Consider the following 21,668-nt stretch of genomic DNA (forward strand, 5'->3'; position numbering starts at 1 on the left):
GCACGGCGTTTGAAATGGTGTCAGAGATCGGCGGGGGTGAGAAAGGCTTCGAGATAGCCGTTGCCCTGGCCTGCTTCGCCAAGATTGCCGGGAAAACGCACGACGGCTAACCCGGAGGTCGGAAAGCCGTGGTTGAGCATGCCGCGCGCGGTCTCGTCGCCGTCACCCGACACCGCCATTGCGAGGTCCTCCGTCATCGGATTGTGGCCGATGACCAGCAAGGAGCCGGCCCCGCCATTCCGGCGGATGATGTCGAGGTAGCCGGCGGCATCCTCGCTGTAGAGCGTGTCGAAGAACAGCACGCGGCCGGTGTCGGTGCGACCCGCGAGGCCTTCCAGCGTCTGCCGCGCCCGCTTGGCATTGGAGCAGAGCGTGACGTCCGGCACGTAGTTGCGGGCCCGCATGGCGGCGCCCATCACCTCGGCGTCGGCCATGCCGGATTCGTCGAGCGGGCGGTCGAAATCGCGCACCCCGGGCAGCGCCCATCCGGCCTTGGCATGCCTCAACAGATAAAGTCTGCTCAACCGGCTTCCCCTTTATGCTGAATTCGCTGAGCGTTTTGGCGATTAGTCACCAGAACGGTGTCGTGCACAATGGCATACGACGCGCAACCGCGCCGAATCGCTGATGAATTCGATCCCGACCGTTGAGAATGGCCGTCGCGAATGCCTGCTGCTGTGAAGACTAACAAATGCGTGAAACTGTTATCGTTTGCGCTTGTGCAGCCCCTTGTCCGCGAATATATAGGCGCCAAATTTGGGGTTGTTGGGTGAGTCGAATGAACGACATCGTTACCGCCGATTACGTACCCTCCGAAGACGAGCCGTTCATGAACGAACGGCAGAAATCATACTTCCGTCAGAAGCTTATCACATGGAAGAACGATATCCTTCGCGAAGCGCGTGAAACCCTCGAAATCCTCCAGCAAGAAAACGCCAACCACCCCGACCTCGCCGACCGCGCCTCTTCCGAAACCGACCGAGCCATCGAACTGCGCGCCCGCGACCGCCAGCGCAAGCTCATCTCGAAAATCGATTCCGCGCTGCAGCGCATCGACGAAGGCACCTACGGCTATTGCGAGGAAACCGGCGAGCCGATCGCGCTGAAGCGGCTCGACGCCCGCCCGATCGCGACGCTGTCGATCGAGGCGCAGGAGCGCCACGAGCGCCGCGAGAAGGTCTACCGCGACGACTGACGCGGGCAGGCAGGCATAGAGTTTGAAAACGGCCGGGTTTTCCGGCCATTTTTGTTTTCGGCCACCTTGTCAAAGGCTGCGGGGTCGGCCAGCGGCTATTCGCCCAAGGCACCAATCGACAGGTTCACGGTGGTTCCCGTCATCCCGCTTGCCCGGTCCGAGGCAATGAAGACCGCCGTGTTCGCCACCTCGTCCAGTGCCATCACGCGCCGGGGATGCGTGGTGCCGGCGAGATAGGCCTGGAACTCACCTGCCGCGGACACTTCCGGGTCGATAAAACTGCAGACTGTCAGTCGAGTATCGCCGGGGTCAGCGTTTGTGGTTGGCCAGCTCGCCGAGAAGCTTGGTCATCTCGTCATCGAGCGAAGGCTTCGCCGCCGGCTTGCTGCTTGCCGGTTTGGGGTGCTGCTCGTCCAGCGATGCTTCGAGTTCGTTCATCAGCGTATCGTCGATCGTGTCGTTGGAGGGGGGCGGCGGGGCATGCCGGCCGCTGCCATTCGGCGTTCCATAGGCAGGGAGCGGCATGACTTTCGCGGTCGGCTGGCTCGGGGCCACCGGACCGGGCGCAGAGGTCACCGTGCGCGGACGCGCCGTGGACTCGGTGACTGGAGCAGGGGCTGGCACCGGAGATTGCCTCGCCGGTGCAGGTGCAGGCTGCGGCGCGCGCGGGCGCGGCGCGGCAGCCTGCTGCTGGCCGCTGTCGCCGGTCAGCGCCGGGCGGCGGGGCGCCGCCAGCCTAATGTCGCGTTCGACCACGACATCCGTCGGGCCGCCGATCAGGATCAGGTGTTCGATATCGTCGCGCCGCACCAGCACCAGCCGGCGGTGGCTGTCGACGGCGGTGGCGTCCATGACGGCGAGCCGCGTCTTGCGGTTCCTGCCGCCGGCAACGAAGGTGCCGAAAGTCAGGTTGCGGACCACCTTGATGACGAGGAGGACGACGACCAGCAGGATAAGGGCTGCGAACGTCCACAGGATTGCAGCGACATAACCCGGACCCGCCACGCTATCCAGCCACTGCAGCATCGGTGCACCCAATCGCCTTTGAAGTGACGCGACACTAGACCTTAGGGACTAGCCGCCGCAAGGCGGCATCACCCATCGTGAACAGTTTGAAACATGAATCGTTGATTTTATCGGACATTTGCCGTCGGGGCCTTTTCCGCTACAGGAGAATGTGATTCAACCGGCCGTTCGCGGGTGTCGGGGCATCGGAATCACGAGCAGGGGGCACATGGCCAAGGAAACGCGCGGCGATTTCTATCCGGTACCGATCGTCGACCAAAACACGCGTCCGGGCGCCGTCGCCAGGCTCATCATCTTCATCGTCGTCTTGACCGGCGCCGCGGTCGTCTTCGGCTTGTTCCGCGAGCGCCTCGGCGATCCGTTCCTGCTCGGCATGCTTGGCGTGCTCGCCATGATCGGCGTCGGCTTTCTGTTCGCGACGGCGATCGGCTTCGTGCAGATCGCTCCGCGCTCGACCGGCGACGAGTTGTCGAAAGCCTTTGTCGATTCAATGTCGCAGGGTCTGCTGGTCACCGACACCAAGGGTCGCGTTATCTACGCCAACCGGGCCTATGCCGACATGACGGGCGCAGCTTCGGCGACGGACCTCAAGACGGTCGAGGGGCTGCTTTCGGATGTTCCCGAGGCTTCGATGACCATCTACCGGCTGGCCTCTGGCCTGCGTGACGGCCAGGCCGGCGACGGTGAATTCCGCCTGGCGCAATCGATCAAGCCAGGAGCCGAGCCCGGCGCGCGCTGGTATCGCGCCCGCGCCCGTGCCTTCAACGTGCCGGGCCAGCGGCTGCCGATGCTTGCCTGGCAGATCGCCGACATCTCGCAGGAGCGGGCGGAACAGGAGCGTTTCTTCCTCGATCTGCAGAAGGCGATAGACCATCTCGACCACGCGCCGGCAGGTTTTTTCTCGGCCGACCAGGAAGGCCGCGTCACCTATATCAACGCCACGCTGGCCGAATGGCTGGGCATCGACCTTGCCAGCTTCACCCCGGGCGCGGTCACGCTGCCGGAGATCGTCGCCGGTGACGGCATGGCGCTCGTCCGCTCGGTCAAGGCGGATCCCGGCACCACGCGCAATGCCGTCATCGACCTCGATCTCACGACAATGAGCGGCCAGGCGCTGCCGGTCCGCTTCATGCATCGCGTTTCGGCAAGCCGCGAAGGGGTGAACGGGCCGACCCGCACCATCGTGCTCAACCGCACCCAGGGTGAGGATGCTTCCGCGGACCTTCGCGCCTCGGAGGTCCGCTTCACCCGCTTCTTCAACTCGACGCCGATGGCGATAGCCGGCGTCGATCCCGGCGGGCGCATCCTGCGCACCAACGCGCCATTCCTATCGCTGTTTTCGTCCGTGGTCGACCGCGACGCGGTCGACCGGCGCGTGCGCTTCGAGACGGTGGTGCATGAGCGCGACCGGCCGGCCTTCGCCGCCGCCTTCGAGAAGGCGCGGCAGCGGCAGGCCAATATCGAGCCGATCGACTCGCTGCTGCCCGGCCATGAGGAGCGCCACATCCGCTTCTACGTCAATGCGGTCGCCGACGGCGCCGGCGAGGGAGCGGAAGAGTCGGCAATCGTCTACGCCGTCGAGACCACCGAGCAGAAGGCGCTCGAGGGCCAGATGGCGCAGAGCCAGAAGATGCAGGCGGTCGGCCAGCTTGCCGGCGGCATCGCGCACGACTTCAACAACGTGCTCACAGCCATCATCATGGCATCGGACCTTCTGCTCACCAACCACCGGCCGTCGGACCCGTCCTTCCCCGACATCATGAACATCAAGCAGAACGCCAACCGCGCGGCGTCGCTTGTCAGGCAATTGCTCGCCTTCTCGCGCAAGCAGACCTTGCGGCCGGAAGTCCTCAACCTGACCGATGTGCTCGCCGATCTGCGGATGCTGCTTGCCCGCCTGGTCGGCAACGACATCAGGCTGAAGATCGACCACGGCCGCGATCTGTGGCCGGTCAAGGTCGATATCGGCCAGTTCGAGCAGGTGGTGGTCAATCTCGCCGTCAACGCGCGCGACGCGATGCCCGTCGGCGGCGATCTTACGGTGCGCACCCGCAATGTCGCGACCGAGGAGTGCAAGTCCTTCGGCTACCGGGAGCTCACACCGGCCGATTATGTGTTGGTCGAAGTCGAGGACACCGGCAGCGGCATCGCGCCGGACGTGCTGAAGAAGATCTTCGAGCCCTTCTTCACCACCAAGGAGGTCGGCAAAGGAACGGGCCTTGGCCTCTCGATGGTCTATGGCATCATCAAGCAGACGGGCGGCTTCATCTATTGCGATTCCGAGGTCGGCAAGGGAACGGTGTTCCGCATCTTCCTGCCGCGCCATGTCGCGGAGGCAAAGAAGGTTGTCGAGGCAGGCGAGACGGCAGCGGCTTCGGTGCCCGCAAAGCCGGTCGACATCGCAAAAGACCTGTCCGGCTCGGCAACAGTGCTTCTGGTCGAGGACGAGGATGCCGTTCGCATGGGCGGCGTGCGGGCGCTGACCTCGCGCGGTTACACGGTGCACGAGGCGTCTTCCGGCGTCGAGGCGCTGGAGGTCTTCGAGGCCCTCGGCGGCAAGGTCGACATTGTCGTGTCCGATGTGGTGATGCCGGAAATGGACGGCCCGACGCTGCTCGGCGAGCTGCGCAAGCGGCAGCCAGACATCAAGTTCGTCTTCGTTTCCGGCTATGCCGAGGACGCCTTCGCCAGAAACCTGCCGGCCGACGCGCATTTCGGCTTCCTGCCCAAGCCCTTCTCGCTCAAGCAACTGGCGACGATCGTCAAGGACGTGCTGGAATCCTAAAACAGCTATCGCTTGCACATTGCTGCGACCCTGCCATGATGGAGACCGGATGGGTCCTGTCATGGGGGTGATAGCGCGTGACGCCGCACATCGAGGCGGGCAGGGGAGATTATGCCGAAACGGTGCTGCTGCCCGGCGACCCCGAGCGCGCGCAATGGATGGCGGAGACTTTTCTGGAGGCGCCGCGCTGCGTCAATCGCCGCCGGGGCGCCCTTGGCTTCACCGGCCGGTTCCGCGACAAGCCGGTCAGCATCCAGGCGACCGGTATCGGCGTCTCGTCCTTCCTGATCTATGCCCATGAGCTGCTGGACTATCATGGCGTGAAGACGCTGATCCGCACAGGAACATGCGGCGCGCTGTCGGAGGAGGTTCCGTTGCGGGGCCTGGTCGTTTCCAGCGCTGTGCGCGCCGAAGGGGCCATCAGCGGGCAGGTGTTCGGGCTTTATCAGCCGGCGGGGCCTGATCAGGCGCTCCATGAACTGGCGCTGCAGCGGGCCGCCGATCTCGGTATCGCCTGCAGCGCCGGGCTGACGGTCTGCAGCGACGTCTTCCATCATCCCGACGGCCGCGCCCGGTTCGACGAGCCCAGGGCGCTCGGCGCGCTGGCGGTCGATATGGAAACCAGCGCGCTCTACCGCATCTCGGCGCGGTTCGGCGCGCGCGCGCTGTCGCTGCTTACCGTGGTCGACCACGTCGTCACGGACGAGCAGACCGACTATTCCGAACGCCAGGCACTGTTCACCGACATGACGCGCCTGGCGCTGGAAATTGCCGCGGCAAACTAGGCGGCTTCGCGCTTGAGCTCTGCCTGCTCTTGCACCGTTGGCCGGTGGCCGCGCAGATAGAGCGCGCAGGTCGTGCGCAGCATCGAAGCGAAGTTGGGAATCTGACCATTGATCTCGATCGCCTCGTCATAGAGCGTCGAGATGAATTTGGGTGTCGTCAGGCCTTGGCTCTCGGCGATCTCGTCGAGGAGCGCCCAGAACGTCGCCTCGAGCTGGATGCTCGTCGAATGCCCGTCTATGCGGATCGACCGATTGATCTGCCGGTAGCCTTCCGGATCCTGTCCGGCAAAGACTCTGCACATCGTTACCTCCCATTCTTGTTGGTCTTGGGCGCCGATTTGACCTGCTTGGCGCCTCCTGAACACTGCCTGCGTCTTTCATCTTCGACCCGACCGCCGGCCGCGGCAATCGGACTTTCGTCCTTAAAGCGCGTCGCGCTGCACGGATTCAGGCGACGCGCTTCAAGCCTTTGTTTTTATGCATGTCGTTTTCGCAAAACCGCTGCACACTTTTGCGCGACATGCACTAGAACCGGCGCGAGACTAGCCGTTTTCCAGCCGTATGCGTGGTAATCGGCTGCCACCACCTTTTTTTGCCGGCGCGCATAATCGTTTTCCAGAGCACCAAAGCTGCGGAGTCCGATTTGGCGAAGGCGATCCACACCATGATCCGGGTTCTCGACGAGACCCGGTCCGTCGATTTCTACAACAAGGCCTTCGGTCTCGATGTCGCTCAGCGGCTCGATTTCGAGACTTTCACGCTCATCTATCTCAGCAATGCGGATGCTGCGTTCGAGGTCGAACTGACCGTGAACAAGGGCCGCACGGAGCCATATGCGCTCGGCGACGGCTACGGCCATCTGGCGGTTTCCGTCGCCGATCTCGACAGCGAGCACGACCGGCTCGGCGCGCTCGGATTCAATCCGAAGAAGATCGTGGAGTTCAACCGCGACGGAGCCCTGATTGCGCGCTTTTTCTTCATCGAGGACCCCGATGGCTACAAGATCGAGGTCCTGCAGCGGGGAGGGCGCTTCCAATAGGGGACAAATGCCGCGCGGACCGGTGCGGCGCCAGCAACGGCACTCGCCAAGTGCGAACAGCAAGCAGGGAGGAAACTATGGTCACGATCTATGAAAGGCAGCCGCATGAGAGAAAGCCTGGCCTTTCGCGGCGCGAGCTTCTCAAGCGCGGCGGCGCCGGCGCGCTGCTCATCATTTCCGGCAGCGCCGTCATCAGCCCCGAACATGCCTGGGGGCTGGAAACCTCGGCGCTGAAGCCGGAGACGATGGCGACGCTGATCCAGGTGGCGCGCGACATCTATCCGCACGATCAGGTGCCGGACAAATATTACGCCATCGCCGTCAAAGGCCATGACGAGACGGCCGCCAAGGATCCGGCTCACAAGGAACTGATCGAAAAAGGCATAGCCGATCTCGACAAAAAGGCCGGCAGTAGCGGCTATCGCGGGCTCGGCTGGGAGGAGCAGCGGGTCGCCCTGCTCAAGGAGATCGAGACGACGCCGTTCTTCCAGGCGGTTCGCGGCGGCCTTGTCGTCAGCCTCTACAACCAGAAGGAGGTTTGGCCGATCTTCGGTTACGAGGGCGAATCCTACTCCAAGGGCGGCTACATCGCGCGCGGCTTCAACGACATCGAGTGGCTCTGAGCCGCTCTGTCCCGAACCGCTTTTGACCGATTGAACCGCTTTGACCGATTTCATGGGAGGAAACCATGGCAGCACAATTTGATCTCAAGAACGACGGCGTGGTCGTCATCATCGGCTCGGGCGCCGGCGGCGGCACGCTCGGCAACGAGCTTGCGCAGAAGGGCATCGACGTCGTCATCCTGGAAGCGGGCGCCCGCCACGAATATGAGGACTTCATCAATGACGAGTGGGACTCCTTCACCCAACTCGCCTGGAAGGACAAGCGCACCACCTCCGGCGACTGGCGCGTGGCGAAGGATTTCCCGAACCTGCCGGCCTGGATCGTCAAGTCGGTCGGCGGCTCGACCACGCACTGGGCGGGCGCGTCGCTGCGCTTCCAGGAGCATGAATTCAAGACGCTTTCGACCTACGGCAAGGTGAAGGGCGCGAACCTTCTCGACTGGCCGGTAACGCTTGCCGAGATGGAGCCCTACTACGCCAAGGCCGAAGCCAAGATGGGCGTCACCGGCACCAACGACTGGCCGCGGCTGCCCGGCAACAACAACTTCAAGGTGCTCAAGGCCGGCGCAGACAAGCTCGGCTACAAGGAATGCCACACCGGCAACATGGCCATCAATTCGGTGCAGCGCGACGACCGCAATTCCTGCCAGCAGACCGGCTTCTGCTTCCAGGGCTGCAAATGGGGCGCCAAATGGTCGACGCTCTACACCGAGATTCCGAAAGGCGAAGCGACCGGCCATCTCGAAGTCCGGCCCAATTCCATGGTCATCAAGATCAACCACGACGCCAGCGGCAAGGTGACGGGCGTCGTCTATGCCGACAAGGACGGCAAGCTGCAGGAGCAGAAGGCCCGCATCGTCGCCGTCGCCGGCAACTCGATCGAGAGCCCGCGCCTGCTGCTCAATTCCGAATCGAGCAAGTTCCCGCACGGGCTTGCCAATTCGTCGGGGCAGGTGGGCAAGAACTACATGCGCCACACGACCGGGTCGGTTTACGCCGTCTTCGACAAGCCGGTGCATATGTATCGCGGCACCACGATGGCCGGCATCATCCGCGACGAGGCGCGGCACGATCCGTCACGCGGCTTCGTCGGCGGCTACGAGATGGAGACGCTATCGCTCGGCCTGCCGTTCATGGCCGCCTTCCTCAATCCCGGCGGCTGGGGCCGTTCCTTCACCACGGCGCTCGACCATTACGATCATATGGCGGGGCTGTGGATCGTCGGCGAGGACATGCCGCGCGAGGAGAACCGCATCACGCTGCACAAGGACGAAAAGGACGAGCACGGCATGCCGATCGCTGACGTCCATTTCGACGACCATGCCAACGACACAGCGATGCGCCATCACGCCTACAAGCAGGGCCAGGCGCTCTACGCAGCCGTTGGAGCGACCCGAACCTTCCCGACGCCGCCCTATCCCTCGACCCACAATCTCGGCACCAACCGGATGAGCGAGAAGCCGGCCGACGGCGTCGTCAACAAGCACGGCCAGACGCACGACATCAAGAACTTGTTCGTCTCCGACGGCAGCCAGTTCACCACCGGCGGCGCCGAAAATCCGACGCTGACGATCGTGTCGCTGGCCATCCGCCAGGCCGACTACATCGCCGCCCAGATGTCGGCGAGAAGCATTTAGGGCGGTTCGGCGTAATCGCCGATCCGCTCTTTGTTACGCAATTCCGGACGGAAAACCGCTACGCACTTTTCCTGGAATTGCTTAGTCCTCCCCGACTGCCTGCTGGCGCGGGACCTGACCGGGTTCCGCGCCTTTTTTATGCCGCTGCTCCGATGCTCAGGCGCCGACCGGCTGGCCGTCCTTGCGGCGGATGGCGACGACCGAAGGCCGCGGCGGCTGGCCGTCCTTGAAGTCGGGCCACAGCGACTGCGCCTTGTCGAGCGACTCGGCGTCTTCGGACGGGTGCTGGACCGAGAGGAACAGCGTCGTGCCGTCGGGCGTGAAGCAGGGCCCGGTCGCTTCCGCGCCATGCGGGCAGGTGAAGAGCAGTTTCGGCAGGCCGCGCGCCGCGCCCTCGGTGTCGACGCCGTAGACGCCGTCAGGCAGGTCGAAGTCGTTGGCGCCGTCTGTAGCCACCCACAGCCGGCCGGCCGGATCGAAGGTGATGTTGTCGGGGCAGACGAACCAGCCATTGTCCGAGGTGTCGGGGTGGAAGGTGGCGCCAACCTTGGCGTCCTTGGGATTGCCGCAGAGCACGAACAAGTCCCAGGCATATTTGTCGGCGGCGTGATCGGCGTCAGGGCCGTCGCCGCCGGGCGGGATCAATTCGACGATATGACCCCAGAGGTTTTCCGGCCGCGTGTTGGCCGGATTGACCTTGGATTCGTCGCGCTTCTTGTTCTTGGTCATGACGGCGTAGACGCGGCCGGTGACCGGATTGGTCTCGATATCCTCCGGCCGGTCCATCGGCGTCGCGCCAAGCGCGTCGGCGGCAAGGCGGGTCTTCAGAAGCACCTCGGCCTGGTCGGCAAAGCCGTTCTCGGCGGTGAGCTTGCCCTGGCCGTGGACCAGCGGCAGCCAGCTCATCGCGCCGTCGGCGTCGAAACGCGCCACCGAGAGCACGCCATCGTCGAGAAGATCCTTGCCGGAGGCGGGGTTCGCGGCGTCGTAAGCTTTTGCCGAGACGAAGCGGTACATGTACTCAAAATAGTCGTCGTCGCCCATATAGACGACGATACGGCCGTCCTTGTTGCGAACGACAGTCGAGGCCTCATGCGACATGCGGCCGAGCGCGGTGCGCTTCACCGGGTTCGACTGCGGATCGTAGGGGTCGATCTCGACAACCCAGTCGAAGCGGTTCGGCTCGTTCGGCTCCTTGTCGATGTTGAATCGGTCATGGAAGCGGCCGCGGCCGTAGATGTCGGAACCGTCGAAGCCGTAGCGGTCGAGGATGTCGGCGGTCGGCGCCTTCTTCGGATCGCCGCCGAAGAGATCGGAAACGCCTTCCTCGCAAGTCAGTACCGTGCCCCAGGGCGTGACGCCGCCGCTGCAATTGTAACTGGTGCCCAGCACCTTGGCGCCAGTCGTGTCGGCCGAGGTCTGCATCAGCGCGTGGCCGGCAACGGGGCCGGAGACGACCATCTCGGTGTTGGCGGTGATGCGGCGGTTGAGCGGACTGTCCTCGACGGTTGCCCACTTGCCGTCCTTGAGCATCACTTCGACGATCGAATGGCCCATCGCGGCGAGGCCGAGATCGACCTGTTCCCTGGTCATCGTCTTGCCGGCATCGTCCTCAGTCATGCCGGGGAACATCACGTTCGGCGAAATGTACTCATTGTTGACGCAGAGCAGGCCGTGGTCGGAATTCACCGAACCCTTGGGCAGCGGCATGAAGGCGATGTAGTCGCAATTATAGCCGAACCGCTTCTCCTGCTCTTCCGCCGCGACCTTGTTGCCGTCGAATTCGGACAGGCCGGCCGCAAGCGGATCGCCCCAGCGCGCGACGATGGTCGTCTCGTAACCTTCGGCGGCGGCGTGGGTCTTGCCGTAGACCCGCTTCAGCTCCGGAAAGCCGAGCGTGGAAAGGGCTGCAGCGGCATGTGTTTCGCCGGCAAACAAGGAGCCGACGAAGCTGCCGCCGGCAATCAATGCGCCGGAGGCGAGGCCCCTTTGAGGAGCTCGCGGCGCGAGACGCGCGCGGCGATCACGTCGCGAATGACAGGGGAGGGTGAAGACGGAGAGTTGGCCATCGTGTCTGCCTCTCGAGGTGGATGTGGACGACATGCGCTGCCTAAGCCGCTTCGGCAACATCCGGATGACATGAGAGGGCGTGCCGCGACGGCAAAAGCGGACGGTGCCGCCGCTACTTCCTGGTGCAGGTCGAGGCGGTGAAGGCGCCCTCCTGCTGCTTCATGATGATATCGAAGGAGGGCGCGTTCGGATCATCCAGCGTCGCCTGGGTCAGCGAGATCGAGTTTCCGCCGCTGGTGTAGCCGCCAAGCGGACCGAGCCAGCTGATCTCGCCATTGGCGTCCATCTGGTAGTTGTATGTTCCCGAGGTGCCGAAAGTCATCGGGCCGCTATAGACATTGCCCTTGATGGTGATGTCGCCGAGGTTGAGGAAGAGGCCGAGCAGATAGATCTCGCAGTGATAGACGCCGTCCGGCAGCTTGCCTTCGGCGAAGTCGGCGCGGGCGCTGCCGGCGGCGGACATGAGAAGCAGGAAACTCAGGAAGAAGCGGAAGGCCATGACGTCGCTCGTTTGCGCGGCGACCTTGCCCCATTTTGCCGTCGGCCCGCAACAGGCGCCAAACGGGTCGCATCCAGGGCAGATTAAAGTTTGAGCATTTTTACCATTTGGGCAAAATCTAGGCAGCATTGCGTAAACTTTTCTCAGCCTTCGCGCGCCACAGCAGCGCGAAATGTTCGGCGGCTATAGGATAACTGACTGTAAACGCTTCATTATCCCACTATTTGTCGCTGCGCTTCAGCGTCTGGCACGTCGCTTGCACCGTTATGTTGCGATGCAAAACAACCAGCGTGGGAGCGTGGAACATGAGGGGTAATTTCTCGACAATAACAAAAATGTTTTCGGCCGGCGTGATCGCTGCCGGCCTGTCGATGTCGGCACCCGCCAAGGCGGCCGACGACACGATCAAGGTCGGCATCCTCCATTCGCTGTCGGGCACCATGGCGATTTCGGAGACGACGCTGAAGGACGTCATGCTGATGCTGATCGAGGAGCAGAACGCCAAGGGCGGCCTGCTCGGCAAGAAGCTCGAGGCAGTCGTCGTCGATCCGGCGTCCAACTGGCCGCTCTTTGCCGAAAAGGCGCGAGAGCTGATCTCGAAGGACAAGGTGGCGGCGGTGTTCGGCTGCTGGACCTCGGTGTCGCGCAAATCGGTGCTGCCGGTGTTCTCGGAGCTCGACAACATCCTGTTCTACCCGGTCCAGTATGAGGGCGAGGAGAGTGAGCGCAACGTCTTCTACACCGGCGCCGCCCCGAACCAGCAGGCCATTCCGGCCGTTGACTACCTGATGAGCGCCGATGGCGGCTCGGTGAAGCGCTGGGTGCTCGAAGGCACCGACTATGTCTATCCGCGCACCACCAACAAGATCCTTGAAGCATACCTGAAATCGAAGGGCGTGCCTGCCGAGGACATCATGGTCAACTATACGCCGTTCGGCTTCTCCGACTGGCAGACCGAGGTCTCGGCGATCAAGAAGTTCGGCTCGGCCGGCAAGAAGACGGCGGTCGTGTCGACGGTCAATGGCGACGCCAACGTGCCGTTCTACAAGGAACTCGGCAACCAGGGCATCAAGGCCGAGGACATCCCGGTCATGGCGTTTTCGGTCGGCGAGGAAGAACTGGCCGGCCTCGACACCGGTCCGCTGGTCGGTCATCTCGCCGCCTGGAACTATTTCGAGAGCGTCGACACGCCCGAGAACAAGAAGTTCATCGACGACTGGCACAAGTTCATCAAGAACGACAAGCGCACCACCAACGACCCGATGGAAGCCCACTATATCGGCTTCAACATGTGGGTGAAGGCGGTCGAGAAGGCCGGCACCACCGATCCGGACAAGGTCATCGACGCCATGGTCGGCGTCTCGGTGCCGAACCTCACCGGCGGCTATTCGACCATGATGCCGAACCACCACATCACCAAGCCGGTGCTGATCGGCGAGATCCAGGCCGACGGCCAGTTCGAGACCGTCTCGCAGACGCCGGGCCTGGTGATGGGCGACGAGTGGTCCGACTACCTGCCGGACTCGAAGGACCTGATCTCCGATTGGCGCGCCCCGCTCAGCTGCGGCAACTTCAACGTCGCCACCGGCAAGTGCGGCGGCAAGGGCACCAACTGATCACGGTCCGGACGTTGGTCCGTGACCTCCCAGGTCTATCGGATCGCGGTGTGGCCCCACGATCCGAGACCGCGGCCCGGGCGGGCTTTTTCGGTCCGCCCGGGCAGAAACCTCCAACCTTTGAGAACTGCTCGAAGACGATGATCCTGCTGCGTGCGATCGGCCTGATGCTGCTGCTGACGATGGCAAGCCTGTTGCCGTCGAGCGCCGCCGAGAGCGATCTGCGCGCCGCGATCGCCAAATTCGCGACAGCCACCAATTTCTCCGCCACGGAGGGCGTGGTGCGCGAGCTGGCCGCGAGCGGCGATCCGGCCGTCGAACGGCCGCTCTCGGCGCTGGCCGACGGCAATCTCTATGTCCGCAAGGCCGATTCCCAGGTCTTCGTCGGCAAGGAGGCCGGCGAGGGTATCGAACTGCTCGATCCGCTAAGCGGCGAGAAGGCAGCCGACGCCGCCAAGGCCGACCTCACCAAGATCAAGGTCAACAATGGCCTGCGCCGTACGATCCGCGATGTGCTGGGCACGCTGACGCTGCGCGCCAAGGATGCTGCCGTGCGCCTCGCCGCCGCGGCGACCATGTTCAAGACGCCCGATGCGGCGAACATCGAGCCGCTCGATGCCGCCATCGCCGCCGAGGCCGATCCTGCAGTCAAGGTCCTGTTCGAGCAGGCCCGCGCCGCCTCAATTCTCGTTTCCGATAAGCCGGAAGCCGACAAGCTGACTGCGATCTCTGTCGTCGCGGCGCGCGGCGACCGTGACGCGCTGTCGTTGCTGACCTCGGTCGAGGCCAGCGCTCAGGGCGCGGTCAAGGATGCCGCGACGGCGGCCATCGGACATATCAACTCGACGCTGGCGCTCTGGGATGCCGGCCAGAACATCTGGTACGGCATCTCGCTCGGATCGGTGCTGCTGCTCGCCGCGATCGGGCTCGCCATCACCTTCGGCGTCATGGGCGTCATCAACATGGCGCATGGCGAGATGGTGATGCTCGGCGCCTACACCACCTTCGTCGTCCAGCAGGTCATCCGCACCTCTTTCCCCGGCCTGTTCGACTGGTCGCTGGTCATCGCGCTGCCGCTCGCCTTCCTCGTCGCCGCGCTGGTTGGCCTTGCCATCGAGCGCGGCATCATCCGCTTCCTCTATGGCCGCCCGCTGGAGACGCTTCTGGCCACTTGGGGCGTCTCGCTGATCCTGCAGCAAGCGGTGCGCACCATCTTCGGGCCGACCAACCAGGAGGTCGGCAATCCGTCGTGGATGTCGGGCTCGTTCGATATCGGCCAGCTGGCTATCACCTGGAACCGGCTGTGGATCCTGGTCTTCGCTCTCGCGGTCTTTGCTGTGCTGCTCTACGTCATGAAGCGCACGCCCTGGGGGTTGCAGATGCGCGCTGTCACCGCAAACCGCCGGATGGCCGCCTCGATGGGCATCAGGACGCCGTGGGTCGACGCGCTGACCTTTGCGCTCGGCTCCGGCATCGCCGGCATAGCCGGCGTCGCGCTCAGCCAGATCGACAACGTCTCGCCCAATCTCGGCCGCGGCTACATCATCGACAGTTTCATGGTCGTCGTCTTCGGCGGCGTCGGCAACCTCTGGGGCACGCTGGTCGGCGCCTTCTCGCTCGGCATCGTCAACAAGTTCCTCGAGCCTTATGCCGGCGCCGTGCTCGGCAAGATCGTCGTGCTGGTGCTGATCATCCTTTTCATCCAGAAACGCCCGCGCGGCCTGTTCGCGCTGAAGGGCAGGGCGGTGGAAGCATGATCACGCAGCGCTTATTCGGTGCCGACCGCCGCATCGCCGTCACGATCTTCGTCCTGCTTGCGGCCGCCGTCATTGTACCGCTGCTCAATCTCGCGGTCCCCTCGTCGAGCGCGCTCTACGTGCCGCCCTATATCGTGGCGCTTGTCGGCAAATATCTCTGCTATGCGCTGCTCGCCTTGTCGCTCGATCTGGTCTGGGGCTATTGCGGCATCCTCTCGCTCGGCCATGGCGCCTTCTTCGCGCTCGGCGGCTATGCGATGGGCATGTATCTGATGCGCCAGATCGGTTCGCGCGGCGTCTATGGCAATCCGATCCTGCCCGACTTCATGGTGTTCCTGAACTACAAGGAGCTGCCCTGGTTCTGGTACGGCTTCGATCATTTCTGGTTTGCGGCAACGATGGTGCTGGCTGGGCCCGGCCTGCTCGCTTTCGTGTTCGGCTGGTTCGCCTTCCGCAGCCGCGTCACCGGTGTGTACTTGTCGATCATCACCCAGGCGATGACCTATGCGCTGCTGCTTGCGTTTTTCCGCAACGACATGGGTTTTGGCGGCAACAACGGCCTGACAGACTTCAAGGACATTCTCGGCTTCAACGTGCAGGCCGACGCGACGCGCTCGGCCCTGTTCGCGGCGAGCGCGATCACGCTGGCGCTCGCGGTCTTCGTCACCGCAGCGATCGTTCGTTCCAAATACGGCAAGCTTCTGATGGCAGTGCGCGACGCCGAAAGTCGCACCCGCTTCCTCGGCTGGCGGGCCGAGAACGTCAAGCTGTTCGCCTTCACCGTCTCGGCGATCATGGCCGGCATCGCCGGCGCGCTCTACGTGCCGCAGGTCGGTATCATCAACCCCGGCGAGTTCGAACCTTCCAATTCGATCGAGGTTGTGATCTGGACCGCCGTCGGCGGGCGCGGCACCATCGTGGGCCCGATCATCGGCGCGCTGCTCGTCAATGCCGGCAAATCCTGGTTCACCGGTGTGCTGCCGGAATTCTGGCTGTTCGCCTTGGGCGGGCTGTTCGTCGCCGTCACTTTGTTCCTGCCCAGGGGTGTCGTCGGCACCTGGGATGGCTGGCGCGGCAAGGCCAGGGCATTGCGCACCGCCTCGCTCGCCGCGGAAGCCGGCGTCGATCCGGAAGAGCCTTCAGTCAAGATCGTGCGCTCGGCGGCGAGGACGCCAGGCGCTTGGTCCTCCGGCCCCGAGCCGCAGCCGGCGGAGTGAAACGGTCATGAGCAAGTCGACCACCATCCTCTATCTCGACGGCGTCTCGGTTTCCTTCGACGGTTTTCGCGCCATCAACAATCTGTCGCTGGTGCTCGACAAGGGTGAGATGCGGGCGATCATCGGGCCCAACGGCGCCGGCAAGACGACGATGATGGATATCGTCACCGGCAAGACGCGGCCGGACGAGGGCGAAGTGTTCTTCGACGGCCAAGTCGACCTCACAAGGCATGACGAGGCCGAGATTGCCATGATGGGCATTGGCCGCAAATTCCAGAAGCCGACGGTCTTCGAGAGCCACAGCGTTGAGGACAATCTGATGCTGGCGCTGAAAGGGCCGCGCTCGATCTTCCCGGCTTTGTTCCACAGCCGCTCGGCCGCCGAGACGCGGCGCATCGACGACATCCTCGGCATCATCAGGTTGGGGGATAAGCGCGACGAGCTTGCCGCCAATCTCAGCCATGGCCAGAAGCAGTGGCTCGAAATCGGCATGCTCCTGGCACAGGACCCGAAGCTCTTGCTCGTCGACGAGCCGGTCGCCGGCATGACCGACGCGGAGACCGAAGAAACCGCACGCCTGCTGAAGGACATCGCGCGCGACCATTCGGTGATCGTCGTCGAGCACGACATGCATTTCGTGCGCGAGCTCGGCGTCAAGGTCACCTGCCTGCACGAGGGCTCGGTGCTGTCCGAAGGCACGCTCGATTTCGTTTCGGCGGACGAGCGCGTCGTCGAAGTCTATCTGGGGCGCTGAGCATGGTCTGGCGGGTTCCGTTTTATCGCTTCGATTTCGCTTTCCTGAAGCGCTGGAGAAGGGGCTGACCATGCTCGAAGTCTCCAATGCCACGCTTCACTACGGCGCCGCACAGGCGCTACGCGGCGTTTCACTGAAGGCAGGTGCTGGCAAGATCACCTGCGTGCTCGGTCGCAACGGCGTCGGCAAGACCAGTTTGATGAGATCGATCGTCGGCCACCACCGGCTGACGAGCGGAAGCGTTGCCTTCGAGGGGAAGGCGCTCGACCGGAGCGCGGCGTATGACCGCGCCCGGTCGGGCATCGCATTCGTGCCGCAGGGCAGGGAGATTTTTCCGCTGCTCACGGTACGCGAGAATCTGGAATCGGGCTACGCGCCGCTGAAGCGCGCCGACCGCAATGTTCCGGTGCATGTCTTCGAGCTGTTTCCGGTGCTGAAGCAGATGCTGGGGCGACGCGGCGGCGATCTCTCCGGCGGTCAGCAGCAGCAGCTCGCCATCGGACGGGCGCTGGTGACGCGGCCCAAGCTGCTCGTGCTCGACGAGCCGACCGAAGGCATCCAGCCCTCGATCATCAAGGATATCGGCCGCGCCATCCGCTACCTGCGCGACCAGGCGGGCATCGCGGTGCTGCTGGTCGAGCAATATCTCGACTTCTGCCGTGAGCTTGCCGACGAGGTCAACATCATGGACCGCGGCCAGATCGTGCACACCGGACCGGCCGAGGATCTGGACCGGGCGGATGTAAGGAAGTTCCTCACCGTCTAGTTCCTCGGCATAGGGAATTTTTGAATCTGTGATGCGGGCGGGACAGCGCCCCCTCTGTCCTGCCGGACATCTCCCCCCCCCCTCGAGGGGGGAGATTGGGTGTCATCCCGACTTTCGCAATCGCCAACGTCGCGGGAAATGAGCGGAGCGCCTAAGCTGCCGATCTCCCCCCAAGTGGGAGAGATGTCCGGCAGGACAGAGGGGGACGCGAAGGATCGCCACGGCATTCGTCTTGCGCCGCATTCCTCGGCTGAAGTCCTGACATGGATACTTGGGTCTCGCTCTGCTTCGCCCAAGGATAACGAAGTCATTGCTAACTATGGCGCCTCCGAAGCTGCGTGCTAGTCTTTTCTTGGCCTTGGTGAGTCGGCCGCTTTTCCGTACCAGTCGCGAATGAAGGGGAAGGCGCGGGCCTAGCCGGCAAGTTCCACGCAAGCATACCTGCCTAGCTTTCTCCTGAGTGTCGGTCAATGCGTCCAACAAAGAACTTGCCAGGGGAAGGCGATGGAACGTTTTGTCGAGGACTATCAGAAGCGGCGCCTCACCGAACGTGTCGACATCATGACGGCGATCAACATCCTGATGTCGCAGGGCTACGACGAGGATGACCTGCTCGGAGAAATAACCAAGGTCTTTTACGTCGATCTCGACGCCTACAACGAAGTGATCGGGCGACACTGAGGGCCTAAAGCGCGTCGCGATCCTTCCGCTTCGCTCCAATGCGCTTTAGGCTTTGATTTTGCGCATGTCTTTGTCCCGAAACCGGTTCCCACTTTCGGGAGACATGCGCGGGCCTCTAATCTTCAAGCGCAGCGGCGGATGTCGAGCACGCGGTTGCGGCCGCCGCGTTTGGCTGCATAAAGCGCCTTGTCGGCGGCGCTGAGCACCTTGTCGAAGCTCACGCCTTCGCTGCTGCCGAACGCGAAACCGGCGCTCACCGTGCAATTGAGCCGGCCCGTCTCGGTCTCGATCGTTCGCGCCGCGAATGCGATTCTGATCCGCTCGGCCGTACCTTCGACCATCTCGGGCAGGGCTCGTTTCAGCACGAGCGCGAATTCCTCGCCGCCCATGCGGGCGGCGACGTCGGTCGGGCGCAGATTGCCGGACAGTTCTTCGGCGAAGACCTTCAGCACCTCGTCGCCGGCGGCGTGGCCGAACCGGTCGTTGATTGCCTTGAAGCCGTCGAGGTCGAACACCACCACTGCCACAAAGGCGCCGACAGGTGTCTTGCCGTGCAGGTCGAACAACGCGCGACGGTTGAGCAAGCCGGTGAGCGCATCGGTCTCGGCCTCGCGCTTGTGGTGGCGCGCGAGCCGCCCCTGATTGAGCGCCAAGGACAGCGCGCCGATGCCGGTCATCGAGGCGATGACGATGACCAGGCTCAAATCCTCGGCCCAGTTGCTCGGCGCGTGGCCGAGGACCGGCTTGCCGTCCCATGCGAGCACGGCCGCGCACAATACGAAGGATGATGCGGTCAGCGAATAGAGCAGCGCCACGCCAACAAGCTGCGCCGGCGCCTCTTCGCGGCCCTTCCAATATTCATATGCGGTGCCGAACAAGAGCAGCGCGGCGAGGGAGTTCTCCAGCATGAAGCCCAGCCCGTCATAACCGAGCGCCATCGGCGGCAATGCCAGCATAAGGGAGATGCCGGCGCCAATCGCGATGTGCGGCAGCGGCGAGCGGCCGGTCCGGAACTGGTGGGCGGCGCCCAGCATCACGGAGAAGCCGAGCAGCAGCAGCGCCAGCGTCAGGATGCCGAGGGTCGTTCCGGGCGCTGCGATATAGGCGTCATAGGCAAAGACCTCAGCCACCACCAACAACACGCTGATCGCCCATGTGAGCAGGAATTTGTCGGAACGGGCGGTCAGCCAGGTTCCGAACAGGGTCAGGCTGAGACAGGCCGCGGAGAAGCCGACGGCCAGCAGCAATGAGTTGTAATCGAGCAGCATGCACCCGTCCTTGCCGCGCTAGGCCTCTGCAACCTGGCGTAGATGCGTTAATGCAGCAAGGAAGTATCGATTGCGTTACGATAGCGGTGAAGATGCCGGAATTCCTGCGTTACAGGATCGCTGCCGACAATAGCAGGATAAGGCCGATCGCCATCATCAGCAGACCTGGCCAATTCTGTGAGAGGCCGAGGAAACCGAGGCCGCGCCGGCGTGGCTCGAGCGTCGGGCCAGGCGTTGCAAGGTATGGCTTCGGGCGATCCGAGGCTGCAGGTGCCGGAGAGCTAAGTTGCCCGCGCCAGAGGACTGCACCCGCCATGTACACAACTCCGGCGACTGTAAGCAACGCCCCGATGAGGATGACAGCCATATCACCTCGCTTCTTCGGGTTCTCCCGATACCGCAGCCCTAGCCGGCGCTCTGCGGCGCAACCGCTATGAGAACCGGCCCCTGGCGAGATAGGCAAAACGGTCGAGATGCCCGGCAAGTTCCGGCGGAGCTTTCGCAAAGTGTATCCATGCTTAAAGCGCGTCGCGTTGAAGCGGATTCAGGCGACGCGCTTCAAGCTCTTGTTTTGATGCATGTCGTTCTCCCAAAACCGCAGCGCACTCTTGGGCGACATGCATTAAACAAAAGGATTTGACCGCAGTGAAGGCTCGCCGCTTTATTCGGTTACCCGCTTCATCAGCGCCATGGCGCCGAAGGGCGCGCGCACCTTGCCCTCGGTGATGAAGTAGACGAACACGTCGCGCGGCTTGACCGGCGCATCGGTCCTGGGGTCGGCGCGCGGCAGGTCGACCGGCTGCTTGCCCTCGGCCCAGGTCTTTGCCCGCGCCGCCCACTGGTCGAGGCCCTTCGGCGTGTAGCAGTCGGGATTGTCGTCGCTGCCGGTCTGCAGGCGGGCATAGACGAAATCGCCGGTGACGTCGGCGATCGCCGGATATTTGGCATGATCGGCATAGACGATGGCGGCGTTGTATTTTCGCGCCAGCGCGGGAAATTCCGGCACGATGAAGCTGTCATGCCGCACTTCGAGCGCATGGCGCAGCGCAACACCGTCCTGCTTCTCGGGCAGCAGCTTCAGGAAGGCCTCGAAATCGTCCGCGTCGAATTTTTTTGTCGGCGCGAACTGCCACAGGATCGGCCCGAGCTTGTCGCCGAGCGCCGCGACGCCAGAGCCGAGGAAGCGCATCATCGATTCGCCTGCCTCGCCGAGCACGCGGCGGTTGGTAACGAAGCGGTTGCCCTTCAGCGAGAAGACGAAACCGTCCGGCGCCTCGCTGGCCCATTTGACAAAGGTCGGTTCCTTGAAGCTGGAATAATAGGTGCCGTTGACCTCGATGCTTGGCACCTGGCGGCTTGCATAGTGGAGCTGCTTCGCCTTCGACAGCTTGTCCGGATAGAAGGACGTATCCCAAGGCTCGAAGGTCCAGCCGCCCATGCCGGAGCGGATCTTTCCTTGGCTCATCGTCTTCCTCCCGGTTTTCGAATTGATCAGGCCGCTTTGTCGATCGGCTTGGCCATGTCGACCACGGTCCATCCTGGCCGGTACGGATTGGCCCGGCGACCCGTTTCCCGATAGCCGTAGGCGGAATAGAGGGCGATGTTCCGCTCCATCCGCGAATTGGTGTAGAGCCGCACCTCGGGCACGCCCCATGACCGCGCCTGCTCGTCGGCGAAGTTGAGCAGCGCGATGCCGAGCTTCCTGCCCTGGAAGGCCGGCGCGACGGCGACGCTGAAGATCATGGCGTGGTCAGGATGCCGTTCCAGCACGATCAGCCCGGCCAGTTCGCCGCCGCTCTCCAGCAGCCAGATCTCGCCGCGCTCGATACGCGGCGCATAGTCTTCCGTAACCGGGATCGGAGGCGCGCCGAACAGGGCTGTGTAGGGGGTGTAAGCGTTCGTGGTCAGCGCGACGATGGCGGAGAGATCTTCGGAGCGAGCAAGTCTCAT

The 21,668-nt window shown here is 63.5% G+C and carries 21 protein-coding genes; 12 read left to right on the top strand and 9 right to left on the bottom strand.

Features of this window, described 5'->3' with window-relative positions:
- Positions 1–20: 20 nt before the first annotated feature.
- A complete protein-coding gene (locus RFN30_RS04865) occupies positions 21–524 on the bottom strand; it encodes a SixA phosphatase family protein (RefSeq protein ID WP_320261013.1) in 504 nt (167 codons plus the stop codon).
- Positions 525–778: 254 nt separating this feature from the next.
- Between RFN30_RS04865 and dksA the strand changes: the two genes are divergently transcribed.
- Positions 779–1,195: an RNA polymerase-binding protein DksA gene (gene dksA / locus RFN30_RS04870; protein WP_040972254.1), complete on the top strand. Its 417-nt coding sequence runs from the start codon at positions 779–781 to the stop codon at positions 1,193–1,195.
- Positions 1,196–1,290: 95 nt separating this feature from the next.
- Here dksA and RFN30_RS04875 read toward each other — a convergent pair whose 3' ends face one another.
- Together RFN30_RS04875 and RFN30_RS04880 are read right to left on the bottom strand one after the other, a co-directional pair.
- A complete protein-coding gene (locus tag RFN30_RS04875) occupies positions 1,291–1,458 on the bottom strand; it encodes an SDR family oxidoreductase (protein WP_320261014.1) in 168 nt (55 codons plus the stop codon).
- Positions 1,459–1,504: 46 nt separating this feature from the next.
- Positions 1,505–2,221: a flagellar biosynthetic protein FliO gene (locus RFN30_RS04880; RefSeq protein ID WP_320261015.1), complete on the bottom strand. Its 717-nt coding sequence runs from the start codon at positions 2,219–2,221 to the stop codon at positions 1,505–1,507.
- 208 nt (positions 2,222–2,429) lie between these two features.
- Between RFN30_RS04880 and cckA the strand changes: the two genes are divergently transcribed.
- Positions 2,430–5,006: a cell cycle histidine kinase CckA gene (gene cckA / locus RFN30_RS04885; RefSeq protein WP_320261016.1), complete on the top strand. Its 2,577-nt coding sequence runs from the start codon at positions 2,430–2,432 to the stop codon at positions 5,004–5,006.
- 77 nt (positions 5,007–5,083) lie between these two features.
- Positions 5,084–5,791: a purine-nucleoside phosphorylase gene (locus RFN30_RS04890; protein ID WP_320261017.1), complete on the top strand. Its 708-nt coding sequence runs from the start codon at positions 5,084–5,086 to the stop codon at positions 5,789–5,791.
- Here RFN30_RS04890 and RFN30_RS04895 read toward each other — a convergent pair.
- Positions 5,788–6,093: a ribbon-helix-helix domain-containing protein gene (locus tag RFN30_RS04895; protein WP_320261018.1), complete on the bottom strand. Its 306-nt coding sequence runs from the start codon at positions 6,091–6,093 to the stop codon at positions 5,788–5,790. The genes RFN30_RS04890 and RFN30_RS04895 overlap by 4 nt on opposite strands.
- Before the next feature lie 341 nt (positions 6,094–6,434).
- Here RFN30_RS04895 and RFN30_RS04900 point away from each other — a divergent pair, with 341 nt between their 5' ends.
- From RFN30_RS04900 to RFN30_RS04910, 3 genes are all read left to right on the top strand, one after another.
- A complete protein-coding gene (locus tag RFN30_RS04900; RefSeq protein ID WP_320261019.1) occupies positions 6,435–6,830 on the top strand; it encodes a VOC family protein in 396 nt (131 codons plus the stop codon).
- Between the two features lie 77 nt (positions 6,831–6,907).
- On the top strand, positions 6,908–7,453 hold the full coding sequence (locus RFN30_RS04905) for a gluconate 2-dehydrogenase subunit 3 family protein (protein WP_320261020.1): 546 nt from the start codon (positions 6,908–6,910) through the stop codon (positions 7,451–7,453).
- Positions 7,454–7,518: 65 nt separating this feature from the next.
- The gene (locus RFN30_RS04910; protein ID WP_320261021.1) at positions 7,519–9,090 is read left to right on the top strand and encodes a GMC family oxidoreductase; all 1,572 of its coding nucleotides are present in this window, start codon (positions 7,519–7,521) and stop codon (positions 9,088–9,090) included.
- A gap of 156 nt (positions 9,091–9,246) precedes the next feature.
- Here the strand turns inward: RFN30_RS04910 and RFN30_RS04915 are convergent, their stop codons facing one another.
- Both RFN30_RS04915 and RFN30_RS04920 read right to left on the bottom strand, forming a co-directional pair.
- Positions 9,247–11,058 carry a PhoX family protein gene (locus RFN30_RS04915; RefSeq protein ID WP_320261022.1) on the bottom strand — a complete coding sequence of 604 codons (1,812 nt, stop codon included), beginning with the start codon at positions 11,056–11,058 and terminating at the stop codon, positions 9,247–9,249.
- Between the two features lie 214 nt (positions 11,059–11,272).
- The gene (locus RFN30_RS04920; RefSeq protein ID WP_320261023.1) at positions 11,273–11,659 is read right to left on the bottom strand and encodes a hypothetical protein; all 387 of its coding nucleotides are present in this window, start codon (positions 11,657–11,659) and stop codon (positions 11,273–11,275) included.
- Between the two features lie 305 nt (positions 11,660–11,964).
- Here RFN30_RS04920 and urtA point away from each other — a divergent pair, with 305 nt between their 5' ends.
- The 6 genes from urtA to RFN30_RS04950 all read left to right on the top strand — a co-directional run bounded on the left by urtA (position 11,965) and on the right by RFN30_RS04950 (position 18,450).
- Positions 11,965–13,275, top strand: a complete 1,311-nt coding sequence (gene urtA, locus RFN30_RS04925) for an urea ABC transporter substrate-binding protein (protein WP_320261024.1) — start codon at positions 11,965–11,967, stop codon at positions 13,273–13,275.
- Between the two features lie 140 nt (positions 13,276–13,415).
- Positions 13,416–15,032, top strand: coding sequence for an urea ABC transporter permease subunit UrtB (urtB, locus tag RFN30_RS04930; RefSeq protein ID WP_320261025.1), 1,617 nt, complete (start codon positions 13,416–13,418; stop codon positions 15,030–15,032).
- Positions 15,029–16,249 carry an urea ABC transporter permease subunit UrtC gene (gene urtC / locus RFN30_RS04935; RefSeq protein ID WP_320261026.1) on the top strand — a complete coding sequence of 407 codons (1,221 nt, stop codon included), beginning with the start codon at positions 15,029–15,031 and terminating at the stop codon, positions 16,247–16,249. The genes urtB and urtC overlap by 4 nt, the downstream gene beginning before the upstream one ends.
- Before the next feature lie 7 nt (positions 16,250–16,256).
- The gene (urtD, locus tag RFN30_RS04940) at positions 16,257–17,003 is read left to right on the top strand and encodes an urea ABC transporter ATP-binding protein UrtD (RefSeq protein WP_320261027.1); all 747 of its coding nucleotides are present in this window, start codon (positions 16,257–16,259) and stop codon (positions 17,001–17,003) included.
- A gap of 70 nt (positions 17,004–17,073) precedes the next feature.
- Positions 17,074–17,769, top strand: coding sequence for an urea ABC transporter ATP-binding subunit UrtE (urtE, locus tag RFN30_RS04945; RefSeq protein WP_320261028.1), 696 nt, complete (start codon positions 17,074–17,076; stop codon positions 17,767–17,769).
- A gap of 504 nt (positions 17,770–18,273) precedes the next feature.
- On the top strand, positions 18,274–18,450 hold the full coding sequence (locus RFN30_RS04950; protein ID WP_320219154.1) for a hypothetical protein: 177 nt from the start codon (positions 18,274–18,276) through the stop codon (positions 18,448–18,450).
- 122 nt (positions 18,451–18,572) lie between these two features.
- Here RFN30_RS04950 and RFN30_RS04955 read toward each other — a convergent pair whose 3' ends face one another.
- The 3 genes from RFN30_RS04955 to RFN30_RS04965 all read right to left on the bottom strand — a co-directional run bounded on the left by RFN30_RS04955 (position 18,573) and on the right by RFN30_RS04965 (position 21,668).
- Positions 18,573–19,718 carry a GGDEF domain-containing protein gene (locus RFN30_RS04955; RefSeq protein ID WP_320261029.1) on the bottom strand — a complete coding sequence of 382 codons (1,146 nt, stop codon included), beginning with the start codon at positions 19,716–19,718 and terminating at the stop codon, positions 18,573–18,575.
- A gap of 661 nt (positions 19,719–20,379) precedes the next feature.
- Complete coding sequence (locus RFN30_RS04960) at positions 20,380–21,183, bottom strand: DUF72 domain-containing protein (protein ID WP_320261030.1); 804 nt, start codon at positions 21,181–21,183, stop codon at positions 20,380–20,382.
- A 26-nt stretch (positions 21,184–21,209) separates the two neighbouring features.
- Positions 21,210–21,668, bottom strand: coding sequence for a GNAT family N-acetyltransferase (locus RFN30_RS04965; RefSeq protein WP_320261031.1), 459 nt, complete (start codon positions 21,666–21,668; stop codon positions 21,210–21,212).

This window comes from Mesorhizobium dulcispinae (assembly GCF_033977345.1).
In the GTDB taxonomy this organism is placed as follows: Bacteria; Pseudomonadota; Alphaproteobacteria; order Rhizobiales; family Rhizobiaceae; genus Mesorhizobium; species Mesorhizobium dulcispinae.

Coding starts and splice junctions, on each gene's coding strand:
- RFN30_RS04950 (WP_320219154.1), top strand. CDS start 18,274: ATGGAACGTTTTGTCGAGGACTATCAGAAGCGGCGCCTCACCGAACGT.
- urtC (WP_320261026.1), top strand. CDS start 15,029: ATGATCACGCAGCGCTTATTCGGTGCCGACCGCCGCATCGCCGTCACG.
- RFN30_RS04880 (WP_320261015.1), bottom strand. CDS start 2,221: ATGCTGCAGTGGCTGGATAGCGTGGCGGGTCCGGGTTATGTCGCTGCA.
- RFN30_RS04910 (WP_320261021.1), top strand. CDS start 7,519: ATGGCAGCACAATTTGATCTCAAGAACGACGGCGTGGTCGTCATCATC.
- RFN30_RS04905 (WP_320261020.1), top strand. CDS start 6,908: ATGGTCACGATCTATGAAAGGCAGCCGCATGAGAGAAAGCCTGGCCTT.
- RFN30_RS04920 (WP_320261023.1), bottom strand. CDS start 11,659: ATGGCCTTCCGCTTCTTCCTGAGTTTCCTGCTTCTCATGTCCGCCGCC.
- urtD (WP_320261027.1), top strand. CDS start 16,257: ATGAGCAAGTCGACCACCATCCTCTATCTCGACGGCGTCTCGGTTTCC.
- cckA (WP_320261016.1), top strand. CDS start 2,430: ATGGCCAAGGAAACGCGCGGCGATTTCTATCCGGTACCGATCGTCGAC.
- urtA (WP_320261024.1), top strand. CDS start 11,965: ATGAGGGGTAATTTCTCGACAATAACAAAAATGTTTTCGGCCGGCGTG.
- urtE (WP_320261028.1), top strand. CDS start 17,074: ATGCTCGAAGTCTCCAATGCCACGCTTCACTACGGCGCCGCACAGGCG.
- RFN30_RS04955 (WP_320261029.1), bottom strand. CDS start 19,718: ATGCTGCTCGATTACAACTCATTGCTGCTGGCCGTCGGCTTCTCCGCG.
- RFN30_RS04895 (WP_320261018.1), bottom strand. CDS start 6,093: ATGTGCAGAGTCTTTGCCGGACAGGATCCGGAAGGCTACCGGCAGATC.
- dksA (WP_040972254.1), top strand. CDS start 779: ATGAACGACATCGTTACCGCCGATTACGTACCCTCCGAAGACGAGCCG.
- RFN30_RS04965 (WP_320261031.1), bottom strand. CDS start 21,668: ATGAGACTTGCTCGCTCCGAAGATCTCTCCGCCATCGTCGCGCTGACC.
- urtB (WP_320261025.1), top strand. CDS start 13,416: ATGATCCTGCTGCGTGCGATCGGCCTGATGCTGCTGCTGACGATGGCA.
- RFN30_RS04960 (WP_320261030.1), bottom strand. CDS start 21,183: ATGAGCCAAGGAAAGATCCGCTCCGGCATGGGCGGCTGGACCTTCGAG.